At 57.8% G+C, this 20,172-nt stretch carries 18 protein-coding genes; 15 read left to right on the top strand and 3 right to left on the bottom strand.

Annotated elements, in window-relative coordinates; genetic code table 11:
• The first annotated feature begins 11 nt into the window (after positions 1-11).
• The 4 genes from AC790_RS14790 to AC790_RS14775 all read left to right on the top strand — a co-directional run bounded on the left by AC790_RS14790 (position 12) and on the right by AC790_RS14775 (position 5,162).
• Positions 12-1,559, top strand: coding sequence for an FGGY-family carbohydrate kinase (locus AC790_RS14790; RefSeq protein ID WP_049852268.1), 1,548 nt, complete (start codon positions 12-14; stop codon positions 1,557-1,559).
• 10 nt (positions 1,560-1,569) lie between these two features.
• Positions 1,570-3,096 carry a glycerol-3-phosphate dehydrogenase gene (locus AC790_RS14785; RefSeq protein WP_049852267.1) on the top strand — a complete coding sequence of 509 codons (1,527 nt, stop codon included), beginning with the start codon at positions 1,570-1,572 and terminating at the stop codon, positions 3,094-3,096.
• Between the two features lie 10 nt (positions 3,097-3,106).
• A complete protein-coding gene (locus AC790_RS14780) occupies positions 3,107-4,045 on the top strand; it encodes a sugar phosphate isomerase/epimerase (protein WP_049852266.1) in 939 nt (312 codons plus the stop codon).
• Positions 4,046-4,208: 163 nt separating this feature from the next.
• Positions 4,209-5,162, top strand: coding sequence for a sugar-binding transcriptional regulator (locus AC790_RS14775; protein ID WP_072093430.1), 954 nt, complete (start codon positions 4,209-4,211; stop codon positions 5,160-5,162).
• A gap of 2 nt (positions 5,163-5,164) precedes the next feature.
• Here AC790_RS14775 and AC790_RS14770 read toward each other — a convergent pair whose 3' ends face one another.
• Both AC790_RS14770 and AC790_RS14765 read right to left on the bottom strand, forming a co-directional pair.
• Positions 5,165-5,908, bottom strand: a complete 744-nt coding sequence (locus AC790_RS14770; protein ID WP_049852264.1) for a DNA-binding transcriptional regulator YciT — start codon at positions 5,906-5,908, stop codon at positions 5,165-5,167.
• Between the two features lie 42 nt (positions 5,909-5,950).
• A complete protein-coding gene (locus tag AC790_RS14765; RefSeq protein ID WP_049852263.1) occupies positions 5,951-7,213 on the bottom strand; it encodes a YbiU family protein in 1,263 nt (420 codons plus the stop codon).
• Positions 7,214-7,580: 367 nt separating this feature from the next.
• Between AC790_RS14765 and AC790_RS14760 the strand changes: the two genes are divergently transcribed.
• The 10 genes from AC790_RS14760 (at position 7,581) to AC790_RS14715 (ending at position 17,720) form a co-directional block, all read left to right on the top strand.
• A complete protein-coding gene (locus tag AC790_RS14760) occupies positions 7,581-8,609 on the top strand; it encodes a substrate-binding domain-containing protein (RefSeq protein WP_049852262.1) in 1,029 nt (342 codons plus the stop codon).
• Between the two features lie 11 nt (positions 8,610-8,620).
• The gene (locus AC790_RS14755; protein ID WP_007888409.1) at positions 8,621-10,129 is read left to right on the top strand and encodes a sugar ABC transporter ATP-binding protein; all 1,509 of its coding nucleotides are present in this window, start codon (positions 8,621-8,623) and stop codon (positions 10,127-10,129) included.
• Positions 10,126-11,121: an ABC transporter permease gene (locus tag AC790_RS14750; RefSeq protein ID WP_007888410.1), complete on the top strand. Its 996-nt coding sequence runs from the start codon at positions 10,126-10,128 to the stop codon at positions 11,119-11,121. Before AC790_RS14755 ends, AC790_RS14750 begins: the two co-directional genes overlap by 4 nt.
• Before the next feature lie 13 nt (positions 11,122-11,134).
• A complete protein-coding gene (locus tag AC790_RS14745; RefSeq protein ID WP_007888411.1) occupies positions 11,135-12,124 on the top strand; it encodes a sugar-binding transcriptional regulator in 990 nt (329 codons plus the stop codon).
• On the top strand, positions 12,117-13,871 hold the full coding sequence (locus AC790_RS14740; protein WP_049852261.1) for a glycerol-3-phosphate dehydrogenase/oxidase: 1,755 nt from the start codon (positions 12,117-12,119) through the stop codon (positions 13,869-13,871). The genes AC790_RS14745 and AC790_RS14740 overlap by 8 nt, the downstream gene beginning before the upstream one ends.
• A complete protein-coding gene (locus tag AC790_RS14735; RefSeq protein ID WP_049852260.1) occupies positions 13,855-14,694 on the top strand; it encodes a class I fructose-bisphosphate aldolase in 840 nt (279 codons plus the stop codon). The genes AC790_RS14740 and AC790_RS14735 overlap by 17 nt, the downstream gene beginning before the upstream one ends.
• A 60-nt stretch (positions 14,695-14,754) precedes the next feature.
• A complete protein-coding gene (locus tag AC790_RS14730) occupies positions 14,755-16,239 on the top strand; it encodes an FGGY-family carbohydrate kinase (protein ID WP_049852259.1) in 1,485 nt (494 codons plus the stop codon).
• 65 nt (positions 16,240-16,304) lie between these two features.
• Positions 16,305-16,634: a DHCW motif cupin fold protein gene (locus AC790_RS14725; protein ID WP_049852258.1), complete on the top strand. Its 330-nt coding sequence runs from the start codon at positions 16,305-16,307 to the stop codon at positions 16,632-16,634.
• A 103-nt stretch (positions 16,635-16,737) separates the two neighbouring features.
• On the top strand, positions 16,738-17,220 hold the full coding sequence (locus AC790_RS14720) for an antitoxin Xre/MbcA/ParS toxin-binding domain-containing protein (RefSeq protein ID WP_049852257.1): 483 nt from the start codon (positions 16,738-16,740) through the stop codon (positions 17,218-17,220).
• Positions 17,220-17,720 carry an RES family NAD+ phosphorylase gene (locus AC790_RS14715; protein WP_007888418.1) on the top strand — a complete coding sequence of 167 codons (501 nt, stop codon included), beginning with the start codon at positions 17,220-17,222 and terminating at the stop codon, positions 17,718-17,720. Before AC790_RS14720 ends, AC790_RS14715 begins: the two co-directional genes overlap by 1 nt.
• Positions 17,721-18,518: 798 nt before the next feature.
• On the opposite strand, the gene AC790_RS14710 is transcribed toward AC790_RS14715, so the two are convergent.
• Entirely contained in the window at positions 18,519-18,758 is a 240-nt protein-coding gene (locus tag AC790_RS14710; RefSeq protein ID WP_049852256.1) for a hypothetical protein, read from the bottom strand.
• A 250-nt stretch (positions 18,759-19,008) separates the two neighbouring features.
• Here AC790_RS14710 and hpxO point away from each other — a divergent pair, with 250 nt between their 5' ends.
• Positions 19,009-20,166 carry an FAD-dependent urate hydroxylase HpxO gene (hpxO, locus tag AC790_RS14705; protein ID WP_049852255.1) on the top strand — a complete coding sequence of 386 codons (1,158 nt, stop codon included), beginning with the start codon at positions 19,009-19,011 and terminating at the stop codon, positions 20,164-20,166.
• Positions 20,167-20,172: the final 6 nt, after the last annotated feature.

Genomic DNA, 20,172 nt, shown 5'->3' with positions numbered 1-20,172 from the left:
CGGAGGTGTACGTGGATAGTGGCGATATCATTCTGGGTCTGGATTCCGGCACCTCGGTAGTGAAAGCGGTGGCGTTTGATCTGGAAGGCACGCAGCTGGCATGCGCATCGGTACGAAACAGCTATTACCGCAGTGAAGGCGGCGCAGCGCAGCAGTCGATGACGCAAACCTGGCAGGATGCGGTGACGGCGATACGCAAACTGGGCGATCGGGTGGAAAATCTGGCGGCGCGCGTGGTCGCTGTCGCGGTGACCGCCCAGGGCGACGGCAGCTGGCTGGTGGGCGCGAATAATCAGCCGGTTGGCGATGCATGGATTTGGCTGGATGCGCGCGCGGCACCGACGGTAGAGAGACTGAATCAGCAGCCGTTAGCCGCCGCACGCTTTAGCGCCACCGGCACCGGGCTCAATACCTGCCAGCAGGGATCGCAGCTGGCGCATATGGATCGCTTCTACCCCGAGCTACTGGCAAACAGCGAAGTGGCGCTGCACTGCAAAGATTGGCTGTATCTCAATCTCACCGGCATTCGCGCCACCGATCCTTCAGAGGCCAGCTTTACCTTTGGCAACTTCCGCCACCAGCGCTATGACGATCAGGTGATAGCCGCACTGGGACTTGAGCATCGTCGCACGCTGCTGCCAGACATTATCGAGGGTACGCAAACCACGCATCCACTCACCGCCGCAGCCGCGCAGGCCACCGGTTTACGCGCCGGCACACCGATCTGCCTTGGCTATGTCGATATGGCGATGACAGCACTCGGCGCGGGCGTGCATACCGGTGAAGCCAATACCGCCTGCTCGATTGTCGGTTCCACCGGCGTGCATCTGCGCAGCGTCACCATCGATGAGGTGTGGCTTAATCCGGCGCAAACCGGCTATGTGATTCCGCTGCCGTGGCCGGGTTATGTCACTCAGGTGCAAACCAATATGGCGTCCACGCTTAATCTCGATTGGCTGTTAAACCTCGCCAGCGAGCTGCTGAACAGTTTTGGCTGCGAAATCGATCACGCGCGTTTAGTCGGACATATCGATCGCTGGCTCAACGCCGCGAAGCCCGGCAGCCTGCTCTATCACCCCTATATTTCGATTGCCGGCGAGCGCGGGCCCTTTGTGAATGCCGAGGCGCGCGCCAGTTTTACCGGACTGAGTTACACCCACAACTTTGGCGATCTGGTGCGTGCGGTGATCGAAGGTATCGGCATGGCGGCCCGCGATTGCTATCAGGCAATGGGCAGCCTGCCGGGCGAAATTCGCTTAACCGGCGGTGCGGTGCGTTCACAACCGCTACGGCAGATCCTTTCGGCCTGTATTGGCGCACCGGTGCGTATCAGCCAGCGCGAAGAAGCTGGCGCGGCGGGTGCCGCCATGATGGCGGCGGTGGCGATTGGGGCTTACCCATCGATGGAGAGCTGCGTCAAAACCTGGGTGATGCCGTTACTCGATGCGCCCGAAGCGCCCTCGGCCGATTTGCAGCAGCGTTATAACCAGCTTTTCCCCACCTATCAGCAGATGCGTAACGATCTTCCTGCCGCCTGGCACGCGCTAAAACAGTTTTAAGGAGTAAATCATGAGTGAACACATGCTGGATCTATTTGTGATTGGTGGCGGTATCAACGGGGCAGGTATTGCGCGCGATGCTGCCGGACGCGGTTTAACGGTGATGATGTGTGAGAAAGATGACCTTGCGCAGGGCACCTCATCGCGCTCTGGCAAGCTGGTGCACGGCGGGCTGCGTTATCTCGAGTATTACGAGTTTCGGCTGGTGCGCGAGGCGCTGATCGAGCGGGAAGTTTTGCTTAACGCGGCACCGCACATTATCTGGCCGATGCGCTTTGTTTTGCCGCACAGCCCCAGCGATCGCCCGGCGTGGCTGGTGCGCCTTGGGCTGTTTCTCTATGACCACCTTGGCGGGCGCCAGAAATTACCGGGCACGCGTTCGCTGGATTTACACCGCGATCCGGAAGGTGCGCCGCTGCTGGATAGCTATCAAAAAGGTTTCGAATACTCCGATTGCTGGGTGGACGACGCACGTCTGGTGACGCTCAATGCGCTGGATGCCGCCGAGCGCGGTGCCACCATTCTGCCGCGCACGCGCTGTGTCGCAGCCACGCGGCATCACGGCAAGTGGGAGATCACGCTACAGGAGGCCAGCGGCGCGTCACACACCGTGTTTGCCAAAGTGCTGGTGAATGCCGCTGGGCCGTGGGTGCTGGATATCGTCAATCAGGTCACCCACACCAAAAGCAACCGCAATGTGCGCCTGGTGAAAGGCTCGCACATTATCGTGCCGAAATTCTGGGAAGGTCAGCAGGCTTACCTGGTGCAGAACACGGATAAACGGGTGATATTCATTAACCCGTATGAAGGCGACAAAGCGCTGATCGGCACCACCGATATTCCGTGGCAAGGCAAAGCGGAAGCGGTTACCGCTGACGATAGCGAGCAGCAATATCTCATCGATGTGGTCAATCGCTACTTCAAGGTAAAACTGCGCGCCAGCGATGTGATCACGCGCTTCTCCGGCGTACGTCCGCTGTTTGATGATGGCAAAGGCAACCCGTCGGCCGTCACGCGTGATTATGTATTCGACCTCGACGATCAGCAAAACGCCCCGCTGCTGCATGTGTTTGGCGGCAAGATCACCACCTTCCGTAAGCTGGCCGAGCACGCGATACAGAAGCTGGCACCCTACTTCCCGAACATGGGCGCCGACTGGACGCGCGCCGCCACCTTGCCGGGCGGCGATATGCCCAATGCCGATTTCGACAGTTTCTTAGAGCAGATAAAGGCGCGCTGGCCGTGGCTGCCACAGCCTCTGCGTAAGCACTATGCGCGGTTGTACGGCACGCGCATCGATAAGTTGATCGGTCATGCCAATGCGCTGAGCGATCTGGGGCGTCACTTTGGTGGGCAACTGTTTGAGGCCGAGGTGCGCTATCTGGTGGAAAACGAGTGGGCGCAACAGCCGGAAGATGTGTTGTGGCGCCGCACCAAACATCAGTTGCACCTGGATGACGCACAGCAGCAAGCGTTCACGCAGTGGTTCAACGCGACCTTCACTGCCGCCGCGCCGCTGCGGGCACACGCTGGATAAGAGGTGAACCATGCCGTTAACGCTATCACTGAATACCAACCCGCTGGTGAACCGCTTTGCCGATCCGCAGGATTTGATCGCTACCGTGGCGCAGCAGATTCGCATCCGTGATCTGCAGCTCACGCATGAGTTCATCAATCCCGGCTGGCCTGCGGCCACCATCACCCGCATGACACGGCGTATGCAGCAGGCGCTGCGCGCTACTGGCGTGTGCGTGACCTCGGGAATGACCGGGCCGTATGGCCGCCTCAATCATTTTGGCCACCCTGATGTTGAAGTGCGCCGCTATTACGTCAACTGGTTCAAAACCTTCGCCGATATCACCGCCGAACTGGGCGGTGACGCGGTGGGGTCGCAGTTTGCCATCTTTACCCAGCAGGATTTCAACCATGTTGCACGCCGCGAAGCGCTGATTGATATCGCCATTGAGTGCTGGGCTGAGGTGGCTGAGCATGCCAAAGCCGCCGGTTTGAAATACCTGTTCTGGGAGCCAATGAGCATTGGACGCGAGTTTGGTGAAACCATTCCGGCCTGTTTAGCGCTGCAACAGCGCCTGAGCGCGCACGCTTTCGCGCTGCCAATGTGGATGATGGCGGACATCGATCACGGCGATGTGACCTCCGCCGACCCGCGCGACTTCGATCCCTACGCATGGGCGGAAGCGGTGCCGCGTTACTCGCCGATCATTCACATTAAGCAGAGCATGCTGGATAAAGGCGGACACAGACCTTTTACATTGCAGTACAATGCCGGCGGCCGCATTCAACCGCAGCCGCTGCTGGACGCGCTGGCGCGCGGCGGCGCGCAGGATAATGAAATCTGTCTTGAATTGAGCTTCAAAGAGCGCGAGCCGACGGACAGCAAGGTGGTGGCAGAGATTGCCGAGAGCGTCGCCTTCTGGGCGGGGCATATTGATACCGGGGTGCAGGATCTGCATTTAGCGGAGTGAGAGGGTGTGCGCGCTGTCCCTCATCCCAACCTTCTCCCGCTGGCGGGAGAAGGAGCCAATCGAGCAGGCCGCAGCAGACAGTTCCCTCTCCCGCTGGCGGGAGAGGGTTAGGGTGAGGGGAAAACGCACATCACCCAACCATAACCAACCACAGGCACACATGATGAAAACGGCTTCAACCTCGACTGAACGCGACGAATCTCTGGCCCTGCGTGCCGCCTGGCTGCACTACGTCGGCGGTTTGACGCAGGCTGAGGTGGCGAAACGGCTCGGCCTGCCGTCGGTGAAAACCCATCGCATGATTGCGCGCATGGTGGCAGAAGGCGCGGTAAAAGTATCGATTGATGGCGATATCGTCGCCTGCGTGGCGTTAGAAGATCGACTGCGCGCGCAGTTCGGCTTGAACTTCTGCCACGTCGCGCCCGACCTCGGTGAGGAGGGCTTGCCGGTGCGCGCATTAGGCATGGCGGGCGCGGATTACCTGCGTAACCTGCTTACGTCATCCCCCTCCACCACCCTGGGTCTCGGACATGGCCGCACCCTTTCCGCCGCCATCCATCAGCTGCCGCGCATCGACGCACCGCATATGCGTTTTGTCTCGCTGCTCGGTTGTTTAACCCGCAACTACGCACTGAATCCGCATGATGTGATGCATCGCATCGCCGAGAAAACCGGTGCCCAGGCCTACATGATGCCGGTCCCTTTTTTCGCCAATACGCAGGAAGATCGTGACGTTTTGCTGGCGCAGCGCGGCGTAAGCGAAGTGTTTGCCATGGCGGCGCAGAGTGAAGTCAAACTGGTGGGCATCGGGACGGTGGAACCTGCCGCTCAGCTGGTGGAAGCCGGTATGATTGATGAAGCCGAGATCAATGACATCTCCTCTTCCGGCGCGGTGGGTGAATTACTGGGGCATTTCTTTGATGCTAAAGGACAGATGATCCACACCAGCCTGACGGCGCGCACCCTATCGGTGGAGCTGGATCTGGCACATCGCGCTGAGATTGTGGCGCTAGCCGGCGGTGCCAGCAAAGTCGCAGCGATTCGCGCGGTGCTGGCCAGCGGATTGGTTACCGGTTTGATCACTGATGAAATGACGGCGCAGGCACTGGTTAATTAGCCTTAAGCAACCAAATTCAGCGCCACGCCCTGCGCACGCAGCGCCTTCTGATAGGCGGCATCCAGTTCGGCATCGGTGATAAGCGTGTTAAACGGCTGCGTCGGGGCCAGCGCAAACGGGTGGATCTGACCAAATTTCGATGAATCAGTCAGCGCGATGGTGTGCGTCGGCTTTTCCATGATGGCATTCACCACGTCACAGCGCAGCATGTCGCGACCGGTAAAGCCGGTGACGCTATCCCAGCCATCAATGCCGATAAACGCCTTGTGGAAATTCAGATGTTGAATACATAAACGCGTCAGCGGCCCCACCACCGATTCGCTGCTTTTTTGAAAAAGACCGCCGAGGATAATCACATCGCCGCCCTTTTCACGCAGCAATCCGGCGATGTAGTGGCTCACGGTGATGATGGTGATATCGCTGCGATCGCTCAGTTCGCGTGCCAGCAACGCATTGGTGCTGCCGCCTTCAATGAACACCGTTTCACCGCTGTTCACCAACGACGCAGCGTGCTCTGCCAGACGCTTCTTCACCGCAAAGCGAGTTTGCATGCGCGCACCCACATCATCGCTTTCTGCCGCCACGGCAGAACCGTGCACGCGGCGCAGAAAGCCGCCTTTCTCCAATAGATTGAGGTCCTGACGCACGGTCACTTCCGAAACGCCGGTGGTTTGCGCCAGCTCATTGACACTGACGCTGCCGCGTTCACTAACCAACTGGATAATTTGCTGATGACGTGCGTTCATAACACCCGCTACTGAAAGATTTTTGCCAAGCTTACCAGAAATTTAGCGCAATCCCAGACTGCGGCGCCCATTGGCATTCAGTGCATCGAGCGTGAAACGATCGCGCCACTGGGTTTCATAATCCTCCTGCGGAAAATCACCCGGCGAAGCCCCGCTGGCCAGCGCCTGGGCCACTTTGCTGGCGTAGGCGGCATTTTTCTCACACAGCGGCGCAGCGGGAATGTACATCACATTGCCCCAGCCTTGCTGATCGTCAACCGGCGCAACCGAATGGATCACATCACAGTGCCACCACACCGAATCGCCGGCTTGCAGCGCGGGAATCGAGCATAACCCCTCAATCAACTCAGGATGCCACTGCGCGGAAACCGGTAGCACTTTACCCGGCGCAACGCCGCACAGCTCATCCTCCGGCACATCCTTCAGCAGCGGACGCAGCAGCAAATAGGCCATCGCTTCTGGCACCGGCACCACATGCAACAGGCCCTGCCCAATCTGCATATCTGACAGCGCGGTCCAGCCCTGGAAGGTGCGGAATGCCGAGCATTTGGTGGTGGTGCCAGATTGATATTCATTCACTTCGGTGCGGTATGCGGCATCCCATGGATCGTATTGATCAAACTGATGGGTGAAGATTTTGCTAAACACCTGCTGATAAGCCGGCAGCAGCCAGCGCTCCAGCGCACCGGAATCGGTATGCGCGCCGAGCCCTTTCGAGGTGGTGCCAGGCAAACGGCGGCGAATGCGATCGGGATAGATAATGCTGACGTCTGGCTCGAACCAGCGTGTACCGCGCGACTCAAACTTCCACAGGCGATTGAGGAAGGATTGTGTCTGCGCCATGGCGTCACTTTGGCGCGCTGACATTTGCGCCTCGCTCCAGTAAATCGGATAGATCTCCGGGCGTGAAGCCTCAAGATTACCGAAGAAGTTATCACCTGGGCCTTTATAGACGTTGTCGAAATCGTTGTCATCGAGGTACTTGAGCATCGATTCATCCCACGCCAATGCCTGATCGCGGCTGAAGGTCTGTTTGACCACCACACAACCGCGCCGACGAATATGATCCTTCACCTGTTCGCTGATACGCCCGGCAGCGATATCTTCCTGGCTAACCTGCGGCCAGGCTGAACCGTGTTGCGCTTCTTCTGCACGCGCTGCCGCTATTTCGCTGACGATTTTCGCTCTGACTTGTTCAAACAGCCCTTCTACATCGCCGATCTGCTCTCTGAGCACTTTTTTCATCAGGCGAACGTTTTGTTTGAAATCATCAGGTTGTTGCAATGAAGTGAACGTTGTATTCATTTGCTGCTCCGATTTGTTGGCTTAACTGCTTCATTCGAAACTTAATTAAGCTTCATTCATAACAAATGGGCAGCACTTAACAATCATGCAACCTCAAAATATCGATGACGGTCACATTAAAAAGATTGGATCGATTTCATATGAAAGTTTTGGTTTAAGCCGTGAGCAATGGGCGATTAGTGAACACAATCACAACTACGAAACAATTCATTAACCATAAATTGATCTTTCCCGCGCCAGCTTTTATACCTTGTGAAAATTATTTCACGCATTAGAAATAATTTTCAAGTTCGCCCCGGCTCGTTTTTCCGCGTTTTGTTGTCACGGCTGAGCCATACACATTCAGCGTCAGTTCCGGGGAAAAAACATGAAAAAAATCACCGCACTTCTCGCCAGTTTATGCTTAGCGAGCAGTTTCACCAGCACCGTAAGCGCCGCCGATGACGCGCCTCAATTTCGCTGTAAGCCCGGCGAAACCTACTACATGAACGTGATGGTAACCGGTGTTGAATACTGGTTCCCGGTGTATGAAATGTTTAAACAGGCAGCGCATCAGCTCGGTTGTAAAACCGTTTACGGTGGAACGCCGGCTTATGACGTTAACCAACAGCTCTCCAGCTTTGAGCAGATCCTGGCGCAAAAACCCGCCGGCATTTTCTTGCATCCAATGAATCCCGATCCCTTTATTGAGCCGATTAATCGTGCCGCCGAAATGGGTATTCCGGTCGTTACCTTCGCCGCCGATTCGCCTAACAGCAAACGCGTGGCTTATATCACCTCAGACAACTTCCGCGAAGGGAAAGCTGCCGCTGATGAACTCGGCAAGGCGATGGGCAAAGGCGCCGAGTTTGCGGTGCTGGAAAACCCGGGTCAGGATAATCACGATCGCCGCGTTAGCGCCTTTATCAATGAAATGAAAACCGCCTTCCCGGATAGCAAACTGGTCGCGCGCGCCGCCACCAATCAGGATCCTTCTAAGGCCTATAACGCCGTACTCTCGATGCTGCAGGCCAATCCCAACCTGAAGGGTATCTTTATGCCGGAAGCCAGTTCGGCGATTGGTGCCGCTCAGGCGGTCGCGGAAAATGGCGGCAAAGTGAAAGTGATGACCGTCGATGTTAACGCCAAGGTGCTGGATATGATCAAAAGCGGCGAGGTGTTTGGCGCCATCAACCCGAATCAGGGCATTCAGGGTTACATGGGCTTTATGACGCTTTTCCTCGCCGCCCATCCTGAACTGATCGATCCCATGAATGATGCCAAACGCACCGGCACCAATCCCTTCGCCTTCCCGATCCTCGATAACGGCTACGCGGTGGTGACAAAAGACAATGCCGACGATTTCCGCTGGGATGCCTATCTGAAACGCCGTGGTACCAAAGGCATCAACGAGTAAAGGTGACGATCATGACGGCACTACTGGAGTTGCGCGGCATCAGTAAAAGCTTTGGCGCGGTGCGGGCTTTACAGGGCGTGGATCTCACCCTGCGCGCCGGTGAAATTCATGCGCTGGCCGGCGAGAACGGCGCGGGTAAATCGACGCTGATGAATATCATTGATGGCATTTTGCGTCCGGACGGCGGCGAGATATTGCTGGAGGGTAAGGCGGTGACCATCCGTTCGCCGCGCGAAGCGCAACAGCTGGGTATTGGTTTGGTGCATCAGGAAATTGCGTTGTGCCCGGATATCAGCGTGTACGAAAACATCTGGATGGCGCACGCCGCTAGCCAGCGTGGCGTGCTGATGCCGCATAAAGCGCTGCGTGAAAAGGCCCAACAGGTGATGAACCGCCTGGCGCCGATAGCGGTAACCCGCAAGGTCGGCGAGCTCTCCCTGTCGCAGCAGCAACTGGTAGAGATTGCCAAAGCGTTGACGCTCGATTGCCGCCTGCTGATTCTGGATGAACCCACTGCCGCACTGACCGAACCGGAAGCCCAGACGCTGTTTACCATTGTGCGCCAACTGCAGGCGCAAGGTATCGCGGTGGTGTATATCAGCCATCGCATGGCGGAAATTTTTGCGCTGTGCCAGCACATCACCATCCTGCGCGATGGCCGCACCGTACACAGTGCGACGCTGCAGAGTATGACGCCCGATGAGGTGATTACCCGGTTGGTCGGACGTGAACTGTCGCAGCTCTATCCAGATAAACGTCCGGTTAGTGCGGCGTCGCCGTTGCTGGAAGTGCGCGAACTGGGCGATGGCAAACACTTCCACGATATCCAGTTTGATCTGCGTCCCGGTGAAATTCTCGGTATTGGCGGATTGATGGGCGCCGGACGCAGTGAAATCGCGCAGGGAGTTTGTGGTTTGTTGCCAACCAAACGCGGTGTAATCCGAATTAAAGGCGAAGCGGTAACGCTGCGCAATTACGCCGCCAGCATCGCACAGCGCATGGTCTATTTATCGGAAGATCGCAAAGATGCCGGGCTGTTTCTGGCGATGCCAATCGAATGGAATATCTCGGCGCTGGATATCAATGCGGTGAGTCATCATCGGCTGCTGCTCAGTCCGCGCCGCGAGCGGCAGCAGGCTGAAGCGCTGGCACAGCAGGTGAAACTGAAGCACGGCAAGTTGAGCGATCCGGTCTCTTCGCTGTCGGGCGGTAATCAGCAAAAAGTGGCGCTGGCGCGCGTGCTCTCGGTGCAACCGGAAATTGTGTTTCTCGACGAGCCAACGCGCGGTGTGGATGTCAGCGCCAAGGCGGAAATCTATAGCATTCTCGCCAAACTGGCGGCTAACGGTGTGGGTCTGGTGGTGATTTCGTCGGAGCTGCCTGAGTTAATTGGCCTGTGCGATCGCATCATCGTGATTCATGAAGGGCGCATCAGCGGCGAAGTGGCCGGTGCAGCTATGACAGAACAGAACCTGATGCGGCTCGCCGCTGGCATCATTCCCGAAGCGGAGGCCGTATGACCATGAATACCACCCTGCCCACCCTGCAAAAATCCCGCTGGTCGCTGTTCGGCGGCATACATAAGCAGCGCGAAGTGGGATTGATTGTCATCATTGCGCTGATCTTCGTGGTGATGAGCTTTACCTCGCCCTACTTTCTCACCTGGGCCAACATGAAGGCGATGCTGCTGTCGTTTTCCATTGAAGGCATCGTCGTCATCGGCATGACCATTCTGCTGATTGTCGGCGGTATCGATCTCTCCGTTGGTGCGGTGGTTTGTCTTTCGATGGTGGTCGCCGGACAGTTGTTCCTGAGCGGCATCGATCCCTGGCTGGCAAGCCTGGGCGGCATTGGCGCGGCGGCGCTGGTCGGTTTGCTGATGGGATTAACCGTGACCAAAATCGGCCTCAGCCACTTTATCGCGTCGCTGGCGGCGATGGTGATTGTGCGTGGCCTGTGCATGATTGTGACTCAGGGCACGCCGCTCTCACTCTTTACTCTGCCCGTGAGTTTCAAATTCATCGGCCAGGGCGCGATCTGGGGCATTCCGTTTGTCATCGTGCTGTTTTTTGTCCTGGTTGCGTTATTTGACGTCCTGCTGCGCAAAGCCACCCTTTTTCGCAAAGTCTTTTATACCGGCAGCAACGAACGTGCCGCCGCCTACTCCGGCATTAATATCAATCGCATCAAACTGTGGGTCACGGTACTGACCTCAACGCTCGCCGGTGTGGCTGGCATCATCTATATGGCGCGGCTCGGCTCGGCCACGCCCACCTTTGGTGTCGGCATGGAGCTGAATGTTATTGCGGCGGCGGTGATTGGCGGCGCCAGCCTGAAAGGCGGCACCGGATCGATTCTCGGCGCGGTACTGGGTGTGGCGCTGCTGTCGATTGTTACCAGCTCGCTGATTTTAATTAACGTTTCCGTTTACTGGCAGGAGCTGATCAAAGGTCTCATCCTGCTAGCGGCGGTGTCCATCGATCACTTACTGAATAAATACCGTGCTGCATAAGGACTTATCGCCCATGGAATTTGCTAGCGAACATCCCGCATTTCATAGTGCGCGTCAGATTTACCAGGTACTGGTGATGTATTACCTCGACGGTAAGAAGCAGTCAGATATCGCGGTGGAGACCGGCCTGTCGGTGGCCAGCGTCAATCGGCTGATTCGTCAGGGTAAAGAGAGCGGTATGGTGGAGATCACCATCAAATCACCGTGGCTGTCGGCGCACCAGCTGGAGAGCGATCTGGCCGCGCTCGGCCAGCTGCAACAGGTGGTGGTCGCGCCCAACGTGGCGCGCAGCGAGGACCATAGCCTGCAGATGGTTGGCGCGGCGGCGGCAGAGTATCTGCTTTCACGCCTTAAGGATGGTGATGTGATTGCCATCACCGGTGGCAAAGGCGTCAGCGCGTTAGTTGACGCCCTGCAGCCGACGCGCAAATACGACGTGCAGGTGGTGCCTGCCTTGGGCTGCGTGCAAGGCAAACACTACACCGATGTTAATCATGTGGCATCGGAAATGGCCGCGCGGCTTGGCGGGCACGCCTGGCAGATCCACGCCCCGCTGTTTACCGATTCTGCCGACGAACGCGACATGCTGATGGGCATCAGCGCCGTCGAACAGGTGCTGGATAAAGCGCGCAATGCCACGCTGGCGGTGGTGGGATTAGGATCGATTCATAGCGACAGTTCCAGCTATTACGATCTCAACCTGGCGGCACGTCACGCTTCGGCCAGCATCGAAACCAGCGGTGCGCGCAGTGAACTGTTAGCCTGGCTGCTGGATGCCAACGGCCAGCCCGCCCCGTTTGACGCTAATCGTCGTTTAGTCGGACTGACCTTGCCCGAACTGCAGCGCATTCCCTTTTCCATGGCCGTGGTGGCCGGGCGTGACAAAGTCGACCCGATTCACTGCGCCCTGCACGGTCAATGGCTGCAAGGGATAGTCACTGATGAATCCACTGCGGCTGGCGTACTGGAACTGGCCATCAGCCGAGGAGCGAACCATGAGTAATAGGCAAACGCGCGAACAGCGTCTGAGCGCCCTGCGCCAGCGGTCTTCCACGCCGGTGTTGATTGTCGGCGGCGGCATTAACGGCATCAGTACCTTCCGTGAACTGGCGCTGCAAGGTATTCCGGCGATACTGGTGGAGAAAGGCGACTGGTGCCAGGCGGCCAGCGGTGCGCTGTCGCGCATGATCCACGGTGGATTGCGTTATCTGGAAACCGGTGAGTTCACGCTGGTGAAAGAGTCGGTCACCGAGCGCGATCGCCTGTTAAAAAATGCCTCGCACTATGTCTTTCCGCTGCGCACCACGGTGCCGATCGACAATCTCGCGGGGGGGTTAATCAACGCCACGCGCCGCTTTCTGCGCCTCAGTGATAAACCCACGCGGCGCGGTGCATTGCTGATTAAAACCGGGCTCAGCCTGTACGACATCTACACCCGCCAGTATGGTTCGATGCCGAAGCATCAGGTGCGTAATGAAGCCGCCACGCGCGATCGCTGGCCGGGATTCGCGCCCTGGGTGAAATACAGCGCCAGTTACTACGATGCGTGGATCAGCGCGCCGGAACGTCTGGGATTTGAGCTCATTGATGATGCCGAAAAGGCGTGTCCGGATGCGCTGGCGCTCAACTATCTGCAGCTGGTCAGCGCCGAGGGTGAAACCGTGGTGTTGCAGGATGCGCTAAGCGGCGAGCGCTTTCGCCTGCAACCGCACGTGCTGGTGAATGCCGGTGGCGCGTGGATCGATCAGCTCAATCAACGACTCTCTGCTCGCGACGACCTGCCGAAGCTGATTGGCGGCACCAAAGGATCGCATCTGATCCTCGATCATCCGGAGCTGCTGCATATGCTGGATGGCGAAATGGTCTACTTCGAAAATCAGGAAGGCCGGGTCTGCATCATGTTCCCGTGGTTCGGCAAGGTGCTGGTGGGTTCAACCGATATCCGCGTTGACGATCCTGATGCGGTGGTGTGCGAAGAAGATGAAAAGGTCTATATCCTCGACTCGCTGCGCTTCGTCTTTCCTCAGGTTGAAGTGCCTGATTCCGCCATTGTTTACACCTTCTGCGGCGTGCGTCCGCTGCCTGCCAGCGATGCCAAACTCAATGGCCAAATCTCGCGTAATCACTCATTAGTGATGCTGCCGCCCGACGTCAATCGCGCCTGGAGCACGCTGTGTCTGGTGGGCGGCAAATGGACCACTTTCCGCCAGTTCGGTGAAGAAGCGGCGGATCGGGTGTTACGTCTGCTGGGGGAAAAGCGCCAGCTCTCCAGCGGCGAGGTGCCGATTGGCGGTGGCCGTGACTTCCCGCAACCTTCAGAGCAAACGCCGTGGCTGGCTCAACTGGCGCAGCGTTTTACCGTGCCGCTGCCGCGCGTCAGGCAGTTGGCTAAACGCTACGGTAGCCGCGCCCTGCCGCTGCTGGCGCTGATTCAGCAGCACGGCGAGCAACCGCTGCAGCATCATGCGGCGTACAGCGACCTCGAACTTTGCTATCTGATTGAGCACGAGCAGGTGTGCCAGTTGGAAGATCTGCTGGTGCGCCGCACCTCGCTGGCGATTTGCGGTGAACTCAACGCGCTGCTGGTGCAGGAAATTGCCCAGTTAATGGCGACCACGCTAGGCTGGAGCGACACCGAACGCGCGCAGCAGCTGCAACGCGGCTGCGACAATCTGGCGCGTTTACACGGCCTCACCGGTCTTTACCCCACCGTTTTTCAGGAGGAAACACCCCATGTCAGTCACCAATAAAGTGCGCATGCATCGCCTGTTGCAACACGGCAAATGTCTGGATGTGGCGATCGATCATGGCATCGCCAACGAGCCGGATTTTCTTATCGGGCTGGAGAATATCGAGGCAGTGATGGATAACCTTATCGCCGCACAGCCGGATGCGATTCAGGTGAATTACGGCCAGGCCGATTTGCTGCAGCGCGTCGCCGGGCGCAAACCGGCGCTGGTGATGCGCACCGATGTCGGCAACGCCTACAACGCCGCGCGCCATCGTGAAATGTGGGCGGTGCTGCACAATCCCGATGAGCCGATTCTCGCCGCGCTGCAGATGGACGCCGCTGCGGTGGTGGTGAATCTCTATCTTATCCCCGATGAGCCGGGTATTTTCCGCATGTGCGTCGAGAATATTGGCCGCCTGCGCCAGGCGTGCGATCGCTATGGCATGCCGCTGATGATTGAACCGCTGGTAATGGCGCCCGCCGGGCAAGGCGCGGCGTATGGATCCCTTGGCGATGTGGAGAAGATTGTGCCGCTGGTGCGCCTGGCGCGTGAGCTGGGTGCGGATATCATCAAAGCCGATCCCACCGAACACGTGGAAGATTTCCATCGCGTGGTCGAAGCGGCGCGCTGCCCCACGCTGGTACGTGGCGGCGGCAAAGGCGAGCTGGCGGGCGTGCTGGCAAAAAGCGCCGCGCTGATGGCGCAAGGTGCCAGCGGCATGGTGTATGGCCGCAACGTTTATCAGCACGATAATCCGTCACGCGTGGTGAAAGCGCTGATGGCGATTATTCATCAGGGTGCCAGCGGCCCGGACGCACTGGAAATCTATCAGCAGGGTTAAGCCTTACCTGCACCGGCGCTTAAGCGGTGCGCCGTCTTCGCGAATGGAACGGAGTCGGATATGAAGATAGTCGGTATTGATGCCGGAAACACCATGATCAAAGCGGTGCTGTTTGATCTCAGCGGGCGCGTATTGTCCGTTGCCGAGTGCGCTGGCGAAACGCATCGGCCGCAGGAAGGTTACGCCGAACGGCCGGTCGCGGATATCTGGCATGGTGTTAGCGATGCCGTGAGCCGCTGTTTGCAACAGGCAGGAACGCCAGCGAGTGATGTGATCGCGGTGGGCGCTGCCGGCCACGGCAACGGCTTGTACGCGCTGGATAAACAGCAGCAGCCGCTGTTTGGTATTCAGTCTATCGATCATCGCGCCAGTGAAACGGTGCAGGCGCTGGAAAGCAGCGGCGCAGACCAGCGCATTTACCAGATTTCACTGCAAAAACCCTGGCCCGCGGCCACGCCGGTTTTGATCAGCTGGATCAAGCAGCATCAGCCCGAACGCTGGGCGCAGATCGGCCATTTACTCTGCGCCAAAGACGTTATCGCCCACTTCCTCAGTGGTGCCATTAGCGCAGATTATTCGGATGCCGCCGGCGCCGGTTTGATTGATTATCGCCAACGGGGTTACAGCCGTGAACTGCTGGCGCTGTACGGCATCGAAGATGCCCTCGCTCTGTTACCCGCACTGCGTGAATCTTGTGAGGTGGTCGGCCATGTCACCGCACGGGCAGCTCAGCTCACCGGTTTACCCGGCGGCATTCCGGTCGTGGCCGGTATTTTCGATGTGGTGGCCAGCGCGGTGGGTTCGGGCGTGGTTAACAGCGGCGAAGCATCGATTGTGGCAGGCACCTGGAGCATCAATCAGGTGGTGGTGGATAAACCTGATTATCTGCGTCCGGTGTTTATGAATTCGATTATTGAAACGGATCGCTATATGGCGATTGAAGCCAGCGCCACGTCCGCGGCCAATCTGGACTGGTTCCTGCGTGAATTCGACGACGGTCGCAGCGGTCAGGGCGCCGCGCGCAGCAGCGATATCGTGGCCCACGTGCAACCGAATGTGCAGCTGCCGCTCTATCATCCTTACCTCTATTCCGGGCGCAAATCGGAACCGGCAAAAGCCGGATTTTACGGTCTTGGCGGCTGGCATACGCGTGCCGATATGCTGTTCGCGCTATTTGAAGGCGTGACCTTTGCGCATCGGGCGCATATCGATCGCTTGCGTGCGGCCGGCATTCCGTTTACCCATGCGATTTTGTCCGGCGGCGCGGCACGCAGCTGTATCTGGCCGCAGATGTTTGCCGATGTGTTGGGCATTCCTATCCGCGTGGCAGAGTGCAAAGAGACCGGTGCGCTGGGCGCCGCCTTGTGTGCCGGGGTGGGCGTGGGCGCATGGCGTAATCTCGCCGCAGCCGCGCAGCAGGCGGTGCAGATCAATCCTGGCGAACTGCTGCCGCGTGCGGAACGTTTTGCGTTCCATGACTCGCGCTATCGGGTGTTTAAAAAGCTGGAGCTGGCAATGCGCGAGATGTGGCAGGAAGCCAGTTGATTTTACTGGCTAATATGGCCGCTGGCTGCTAATCATGGATGCCTTAACATCATTAGGGTATCCGCATGCAAATCAATCAGCTTCCTTTTGGCATCACCACCTGGGACGACATCGCACCGGAAACGCATCCCGGCGAACAGGGCTTTGCGCTGTGGCGTACCCAGCGCTTCGGCGATATTCGCGTGCGCATGGTCGAGTATTCAGCGGGGTATCTGGCGGATCACTGGTGCAGTAAAGGACATATTTTGCTGTGCCTGCAGGGTGAAATGGTGACCGAGCTGGATGATGGACGCACCTTCACCTTAACCGCTGGCGTCAGTTACCAGGTTGCGGACAATGCGGAAGCACATCGCTCCTCAACGACTCAGGGCGCAACGTTATTTATTGTGGATTAATCGCCGTTTATTTTTACGCGTGGACAAAAAATGACAACCTCTGTGCAGTGCTGTACACTTGAACTATCAAAATGTTCAAATGAACATTGCACAGGAGGTTGTTATGACAACTGCATCCCCTTTCCATCACGGCAATGCCGCGCGCGTCTTTGACCCGACGCTGATCCAGCACGTCCATCAATCCTTTATGGATCAGATGGGCTTGCCACGCAATCCGCTGAAAGCACATCAGCTGATAACCGAGGGCCTGGATGTCGCTATTGTTGAACGCGCTGCCACGGTGCTCAAAGCGACGCCGCTCGACGTTGCCCAAATGGTTTCAATCGATCGCAATACCTATCGTCGTCGCGAGAAAGCCGGTTCGCAGCTCTCCGTCGAGCAAGGCGCGCGGGTTTATCAGGTGTTCGAAATTCTGGATGCTGTACTGCAATTGTTTGCGGGCGACGTTGACGCCGCAATGCACTGGATGTATCAACCTGCACTGGCACTGGATGATGCCTTGCCCATGGATATGCTCAGCACGCCCGCAGGGTGTGATGCGGTGTTAACGCTGATTGGCCGTCTGGAACACGGAGTGATTGTGTAATGACGCAACGGAAGGAACCGGATGCTCCCTACCGACTGTTTTATCGTTTAGTGAAAGAAGAGTACGCCAGCGAGGCGTTTAGCGGCGCTGGCGCAGAAAAATGGGGCGGCCGCTGGAATCCGCCCGGCATTAAAACGGTTTACCTCAGCAGCTCAAAGGCGCTCGCCACGCTCGAACTGGTGGTGCATACGGGCAAAGCCATGCTGGAGAAGAGTCGCTTTGTGATCTTTACCGTGCCGATTCCGGAGAGCGAAATTATGGCGCTGGACAGCAGCAAACTGCCCAGCGACTGGCACAAATATCAGCAGCAGGAGGAGACACAGGCGATTGGCGCGGCATTTCTCAATCTGGAGAGTAAATTGCCTCTGCTGCTGACGGTGCCGAGCATTTTGACCGGTGAAGACAATGCCATTTTGCATCCCGATCATCCCGCCGCTGCAGCCCTTATCGCCCAAGCCACTTCAGCGCCCTTCACGCTTGACCGGCGAATTAAAGCCTAACTACTTGCGCACCCTACCTGCTGGTACGGATTTCGTAGGGTCGCCATAAATGGCGTAATGCACGTTAGTTAAGCAGCGTACTGGCTCTGCGGGGGTTCCGCCCGCTATGCATATGGCAGTTTCAGAATGTGTGAAGCCGGCGGCCGGGCTAAGGTCCGAAGGCGCGGACCTTAGCAATCCGCGCCTGCGCCGTCCTCGCTGTTCCCTCGCTTATCGCTCCGGCCTGACGGACCGCGCGGATTCGCCATCCCTGGCTCATGCCGCGCTTTCGCCGACGTCGTGTCGGCTCATCCTGGCCGTCACTCTGCGCTCGGCGCTGCGGATAGCGCCCAACACCATCGCCTGTCATTACCGCATCTGGTTTGAAATTTTGCTGGCTGAAGGTTTTGGGTTACCTGGTCGCCATGAATGGCGACCCGACAGGCGTTCCAGCGATGATGATTCAGGACCAGGCATTGATGCTGCAGCGTGGGTGTTGGGGCGGCATCCCAACCCGCTGAGCGAGTGAGGGATTCCAGGGCGAGCCGCAGGGATGCGGCGAGAGGCGGCGCTGAGCAGGAGCGAATCGCCGCCGGTCCGTCAGGAATCGCGATTGAGTGAAGGCACCGCGTAGCGGCGGGGTGGGGTGGCGCGGGTCGGGGCGGGGAGAGGGGCGGGCCAGGCGCCCTCCTCTCGGACGCCGCACGGCATGGCTGCAACTGCCCCAGCCGATGGCGAACGAAAGTCGCTCAGTGCTTAACTGATCGGCATTACGCCATTCATGGCGACCAGTCATCGGTTATGACAGATTTATTTCACTTAGCGACACTGGCTGGAACAGTTTTGTACACAAATTTGTGCCAGCGAGCCGCAGCCGCCGTTGTTATCGTTTTTGCACTGTGATTGCTGCACATAGCAGTTTTGCTGACACGCTGAAACATCGCACTTGGCGGCGATCGGTGTGAGTTGCACCACCGGTGCTTTGCGCTCCGGCTGCCATTGCGGTTGTGCCAGCACGCTGGTGCTGAACAGCAACGCGAAAACCATGATCCATTTCATGAGTGATTCCTCGCAGAAAGGGTGTAAAGAGTATGGCTGTTGCGCGGCCAATTACCATGCTGAAACATTTGATTCATCATCGCGCATAAATTGCCCTTATCCAGTGCATTGTTGCGCGCCATCGTAGTGCAGCATAGCTAGGTTGAGTGCTGCTGCTTCAATATAAAATCAAGTAGATAGCCGCAGTTCGGCCAATCCGCCAATTTGGTACAAAAGTTGCAGTCTCTTCTGTATAGCAAAGGAGACAGTTATGAAAGCGATTGTGATTGGCGCAGGCATTGGCGGTATGAGTGCTGCGATTGCGCTAGAAAAGGCGGGATTTACCACGGCGGTGTTTGAAGCGGTGAAAGAGATGAAGCCAGTGGGCGCAGCCATCTCCATCTGGCCAAACGGCGTCAAATGCCTCAATGCGTTAGGCATGAAAGAGCCGCTGCGCGCGCTGGGCGGCAACATGGCGTTTATGGCCTATAACGATGCGCACAGCGGTCATACGCTCACCCGTTTCAGCATGAAGCCATTGGTGCAGCAGGTGGGTGAATATCCCTATCCGGTGGCGCGCGCTGAGTTACAGGCAATGCTAATCGATACCTACGGACGTTCGCGCATCAGCTTCGGCAAGCGTGTAACGCAGGTAGAGCAAACCGAACAAGGCGTCACCGCCTGGTTTGATGATGGCAGCCAGGCCGAGGGCGATTTCCTGATTGCCGCCGATGGTGCGCATTCGGTGATTCGTCACTATGTGCTCGGCGAGCGCGTTGAGCGACGTTATGCCGGCTACGTGAACTGGAACGGTCTGGTAACCATTGATGAAACCATCGCGCCTGCCGATCAGTGGACCACCTTTGTCGGCGAAGGCAAACGCGTGTCGCTGATGCCGGTCAGCGATAATCGCTTCTACTTCTTCTTTGATGTCCCGCTAGCTAAAGGCCTGCCGGAAGATCGCGCGACGCTGAAAAACGATCTTAAAGGCTACTTCAGCGGCTGGGCCGAACCGGTGCAGCGCTTAATTGAAAGCCTCAATCCGCAAACCACTAATCGGGTAGAAATTCACGATATCGAACCCTTCAGCCGTTTCGTCAAAGGTCGTGTGGCTTTGCTGGGCGATGCGGCGCACAGCACCACGCCGGATATTGGGCAAGGTGGCTGTGCGGCAATGGAAGATGCGGTGGTGCTGGCGCAGACGCTGGCGTCGCATTCGCTGGGGATTGAGGATGCGTTGCTGCGCTACGAAGCGCGGCGCGTGGATCGCACCAAAGATCTGGTCCTTAAGGCGCGCAAGCGCTGCGATGTGACGCATGCGAAAGATGCAGAGGTGACTGCGGCGTGGTACGCGGATTTGAAAAACGAAACCGGCGAGCGCGTGCTGGCCGGGATGATCGATACCATTGAAGGCGGGCCGTTCGGGTGAACCGGG

Origin of the sequence: Pantoea sp. RIT-PI-b (genome assembly GCF_001187905.1) — a bacterium.
Taxonomy (GTDB): Bacteria; Pseudomonadota; Gammaproteobacteria; order Enterobacterales; family Enterobacteriaceae; genus Pantoea; species Pantoea nemavictus.
The sequence above is the reverse complement of the archived record's forward strand: the minus strand, read 5'-3'. Positions and strand labels throughout refer to the sequence as shown.

Bases quoted from the DNA above. Each gene is read 5' to 3' on its own strand.
- AC790_RS14785 (WP_049852267.1), top strand. From the start codon at position 1,570: ATGAGTGAACACATGCTGGATCTATTTGTGATTGGTGGCGGTATCAAC.
- AC790_RS14780 (WP_049852266.1), top strand. From the start codon at position 3,107: ATGCCGTTAACGCTATCACTGAATACCAACCCGCTGGTGAACCGCTTT.
- AC790_RS14775 (WP_072093430.1), top strand. From the start codon at position 4,209: ATGAAAACGGCTTCAACCTCGACTGAACGCGACGAATCTCTGGCCCTG.
- AC790_RS14770 (WP_049852264.1), bottom strand. From the start codon at position 5,908: ATGAACGCACGTCATCAGCAAATTATCCAGTTGGTTAGTGAACGCGGC.
- AC790_RS14765 (WP_049852263.1), bottom strand. From the start codon at position 7,213: ATGAATACAACGTTCACTTCATTGCAACAACCTGATGATTTCAAACAA.
- AC790_RS14760 (WP_049852262.1), top strand. From the start codon at position 7,581: ATGAAAAAAATCACCGCACTTCTCGCCAGTTTATGCTTAGCGAGCAGT.
- AC790_RS14755 (WP_007888409.1), top strand. From the start codon at position 8,621: ATGACGGCACTACTGGAGTTGCGCGGCATCAGTAAAAGCTTTGGCGCG.
- AC790_RS14750 (WP_007888410.1), top strand. From the start codon at position 10,126: ATGACCATGAATACCACCCTGCCCACCCTGCAAAAATCCCGCTGGTCG.
- AC790_RS14745 (WP_007888411.1), top strand. From the start codon at position 11,135: ATGGAATTTGCTAGCGAACATCCCGCATTTCATAGTGCGCGTCAGATT.
- AC790_RS14740 (WP_049852261.1), top strand. From the start codon at position 12,117: ATGAGTAATAGGCAAACGCGCGAACAGCGTCTGAGCGCCCTGCGCCAG.
- AC790_RS14735 (WP_049852260.1), top strand. From the start codon at position 13,855: ATGTCAGTCACCAATAAAGTGCGCATGCATCGCCTGTTGCAACACGGC.
- AC790_RS14730 (WP_049852259.1), top strand. From the start codon at position 14,755: ATGAAGATAGTCGGTATTGATGCCGGAAACACCATGATCAAAGCGGTG.
- AC790_RS14725 (WP_049852258.1), top strand. From the start codon at position 16,305: ATGCAAATCAATCAGCTTCCTTTTGGCATCACCACCTGGGACGACATC.
- AC790_RS14720 (WP_049852257.1), top strand. From the start codon at position 16,738: ATGACAACTGCATCCCCTTTCCATCACGGCAATGCCGCGCGCGTCTTT.
- AC790_RS14715 (WP_007888418.1), top strand. From the start codon at position 17,220: ATGACGCAACGGAAGGAACCGGATGCTCCCTACCGACTGTTTTATCGT.
- AC790_RS14710 (WP_049852256.1), bottom strand. From the start codon at position 18,758: ATGAAATGGATCATGGTTTTCGCGTTGCTGTTCAGCACCAGCGTGCTG.
- hpxO (WP_049852255.1), top strand. From the start codon at position 19,009: ATGAAAGCGATTGTGATTGGCGCAGGCATTGGCGGTATGAGTGCTGCG.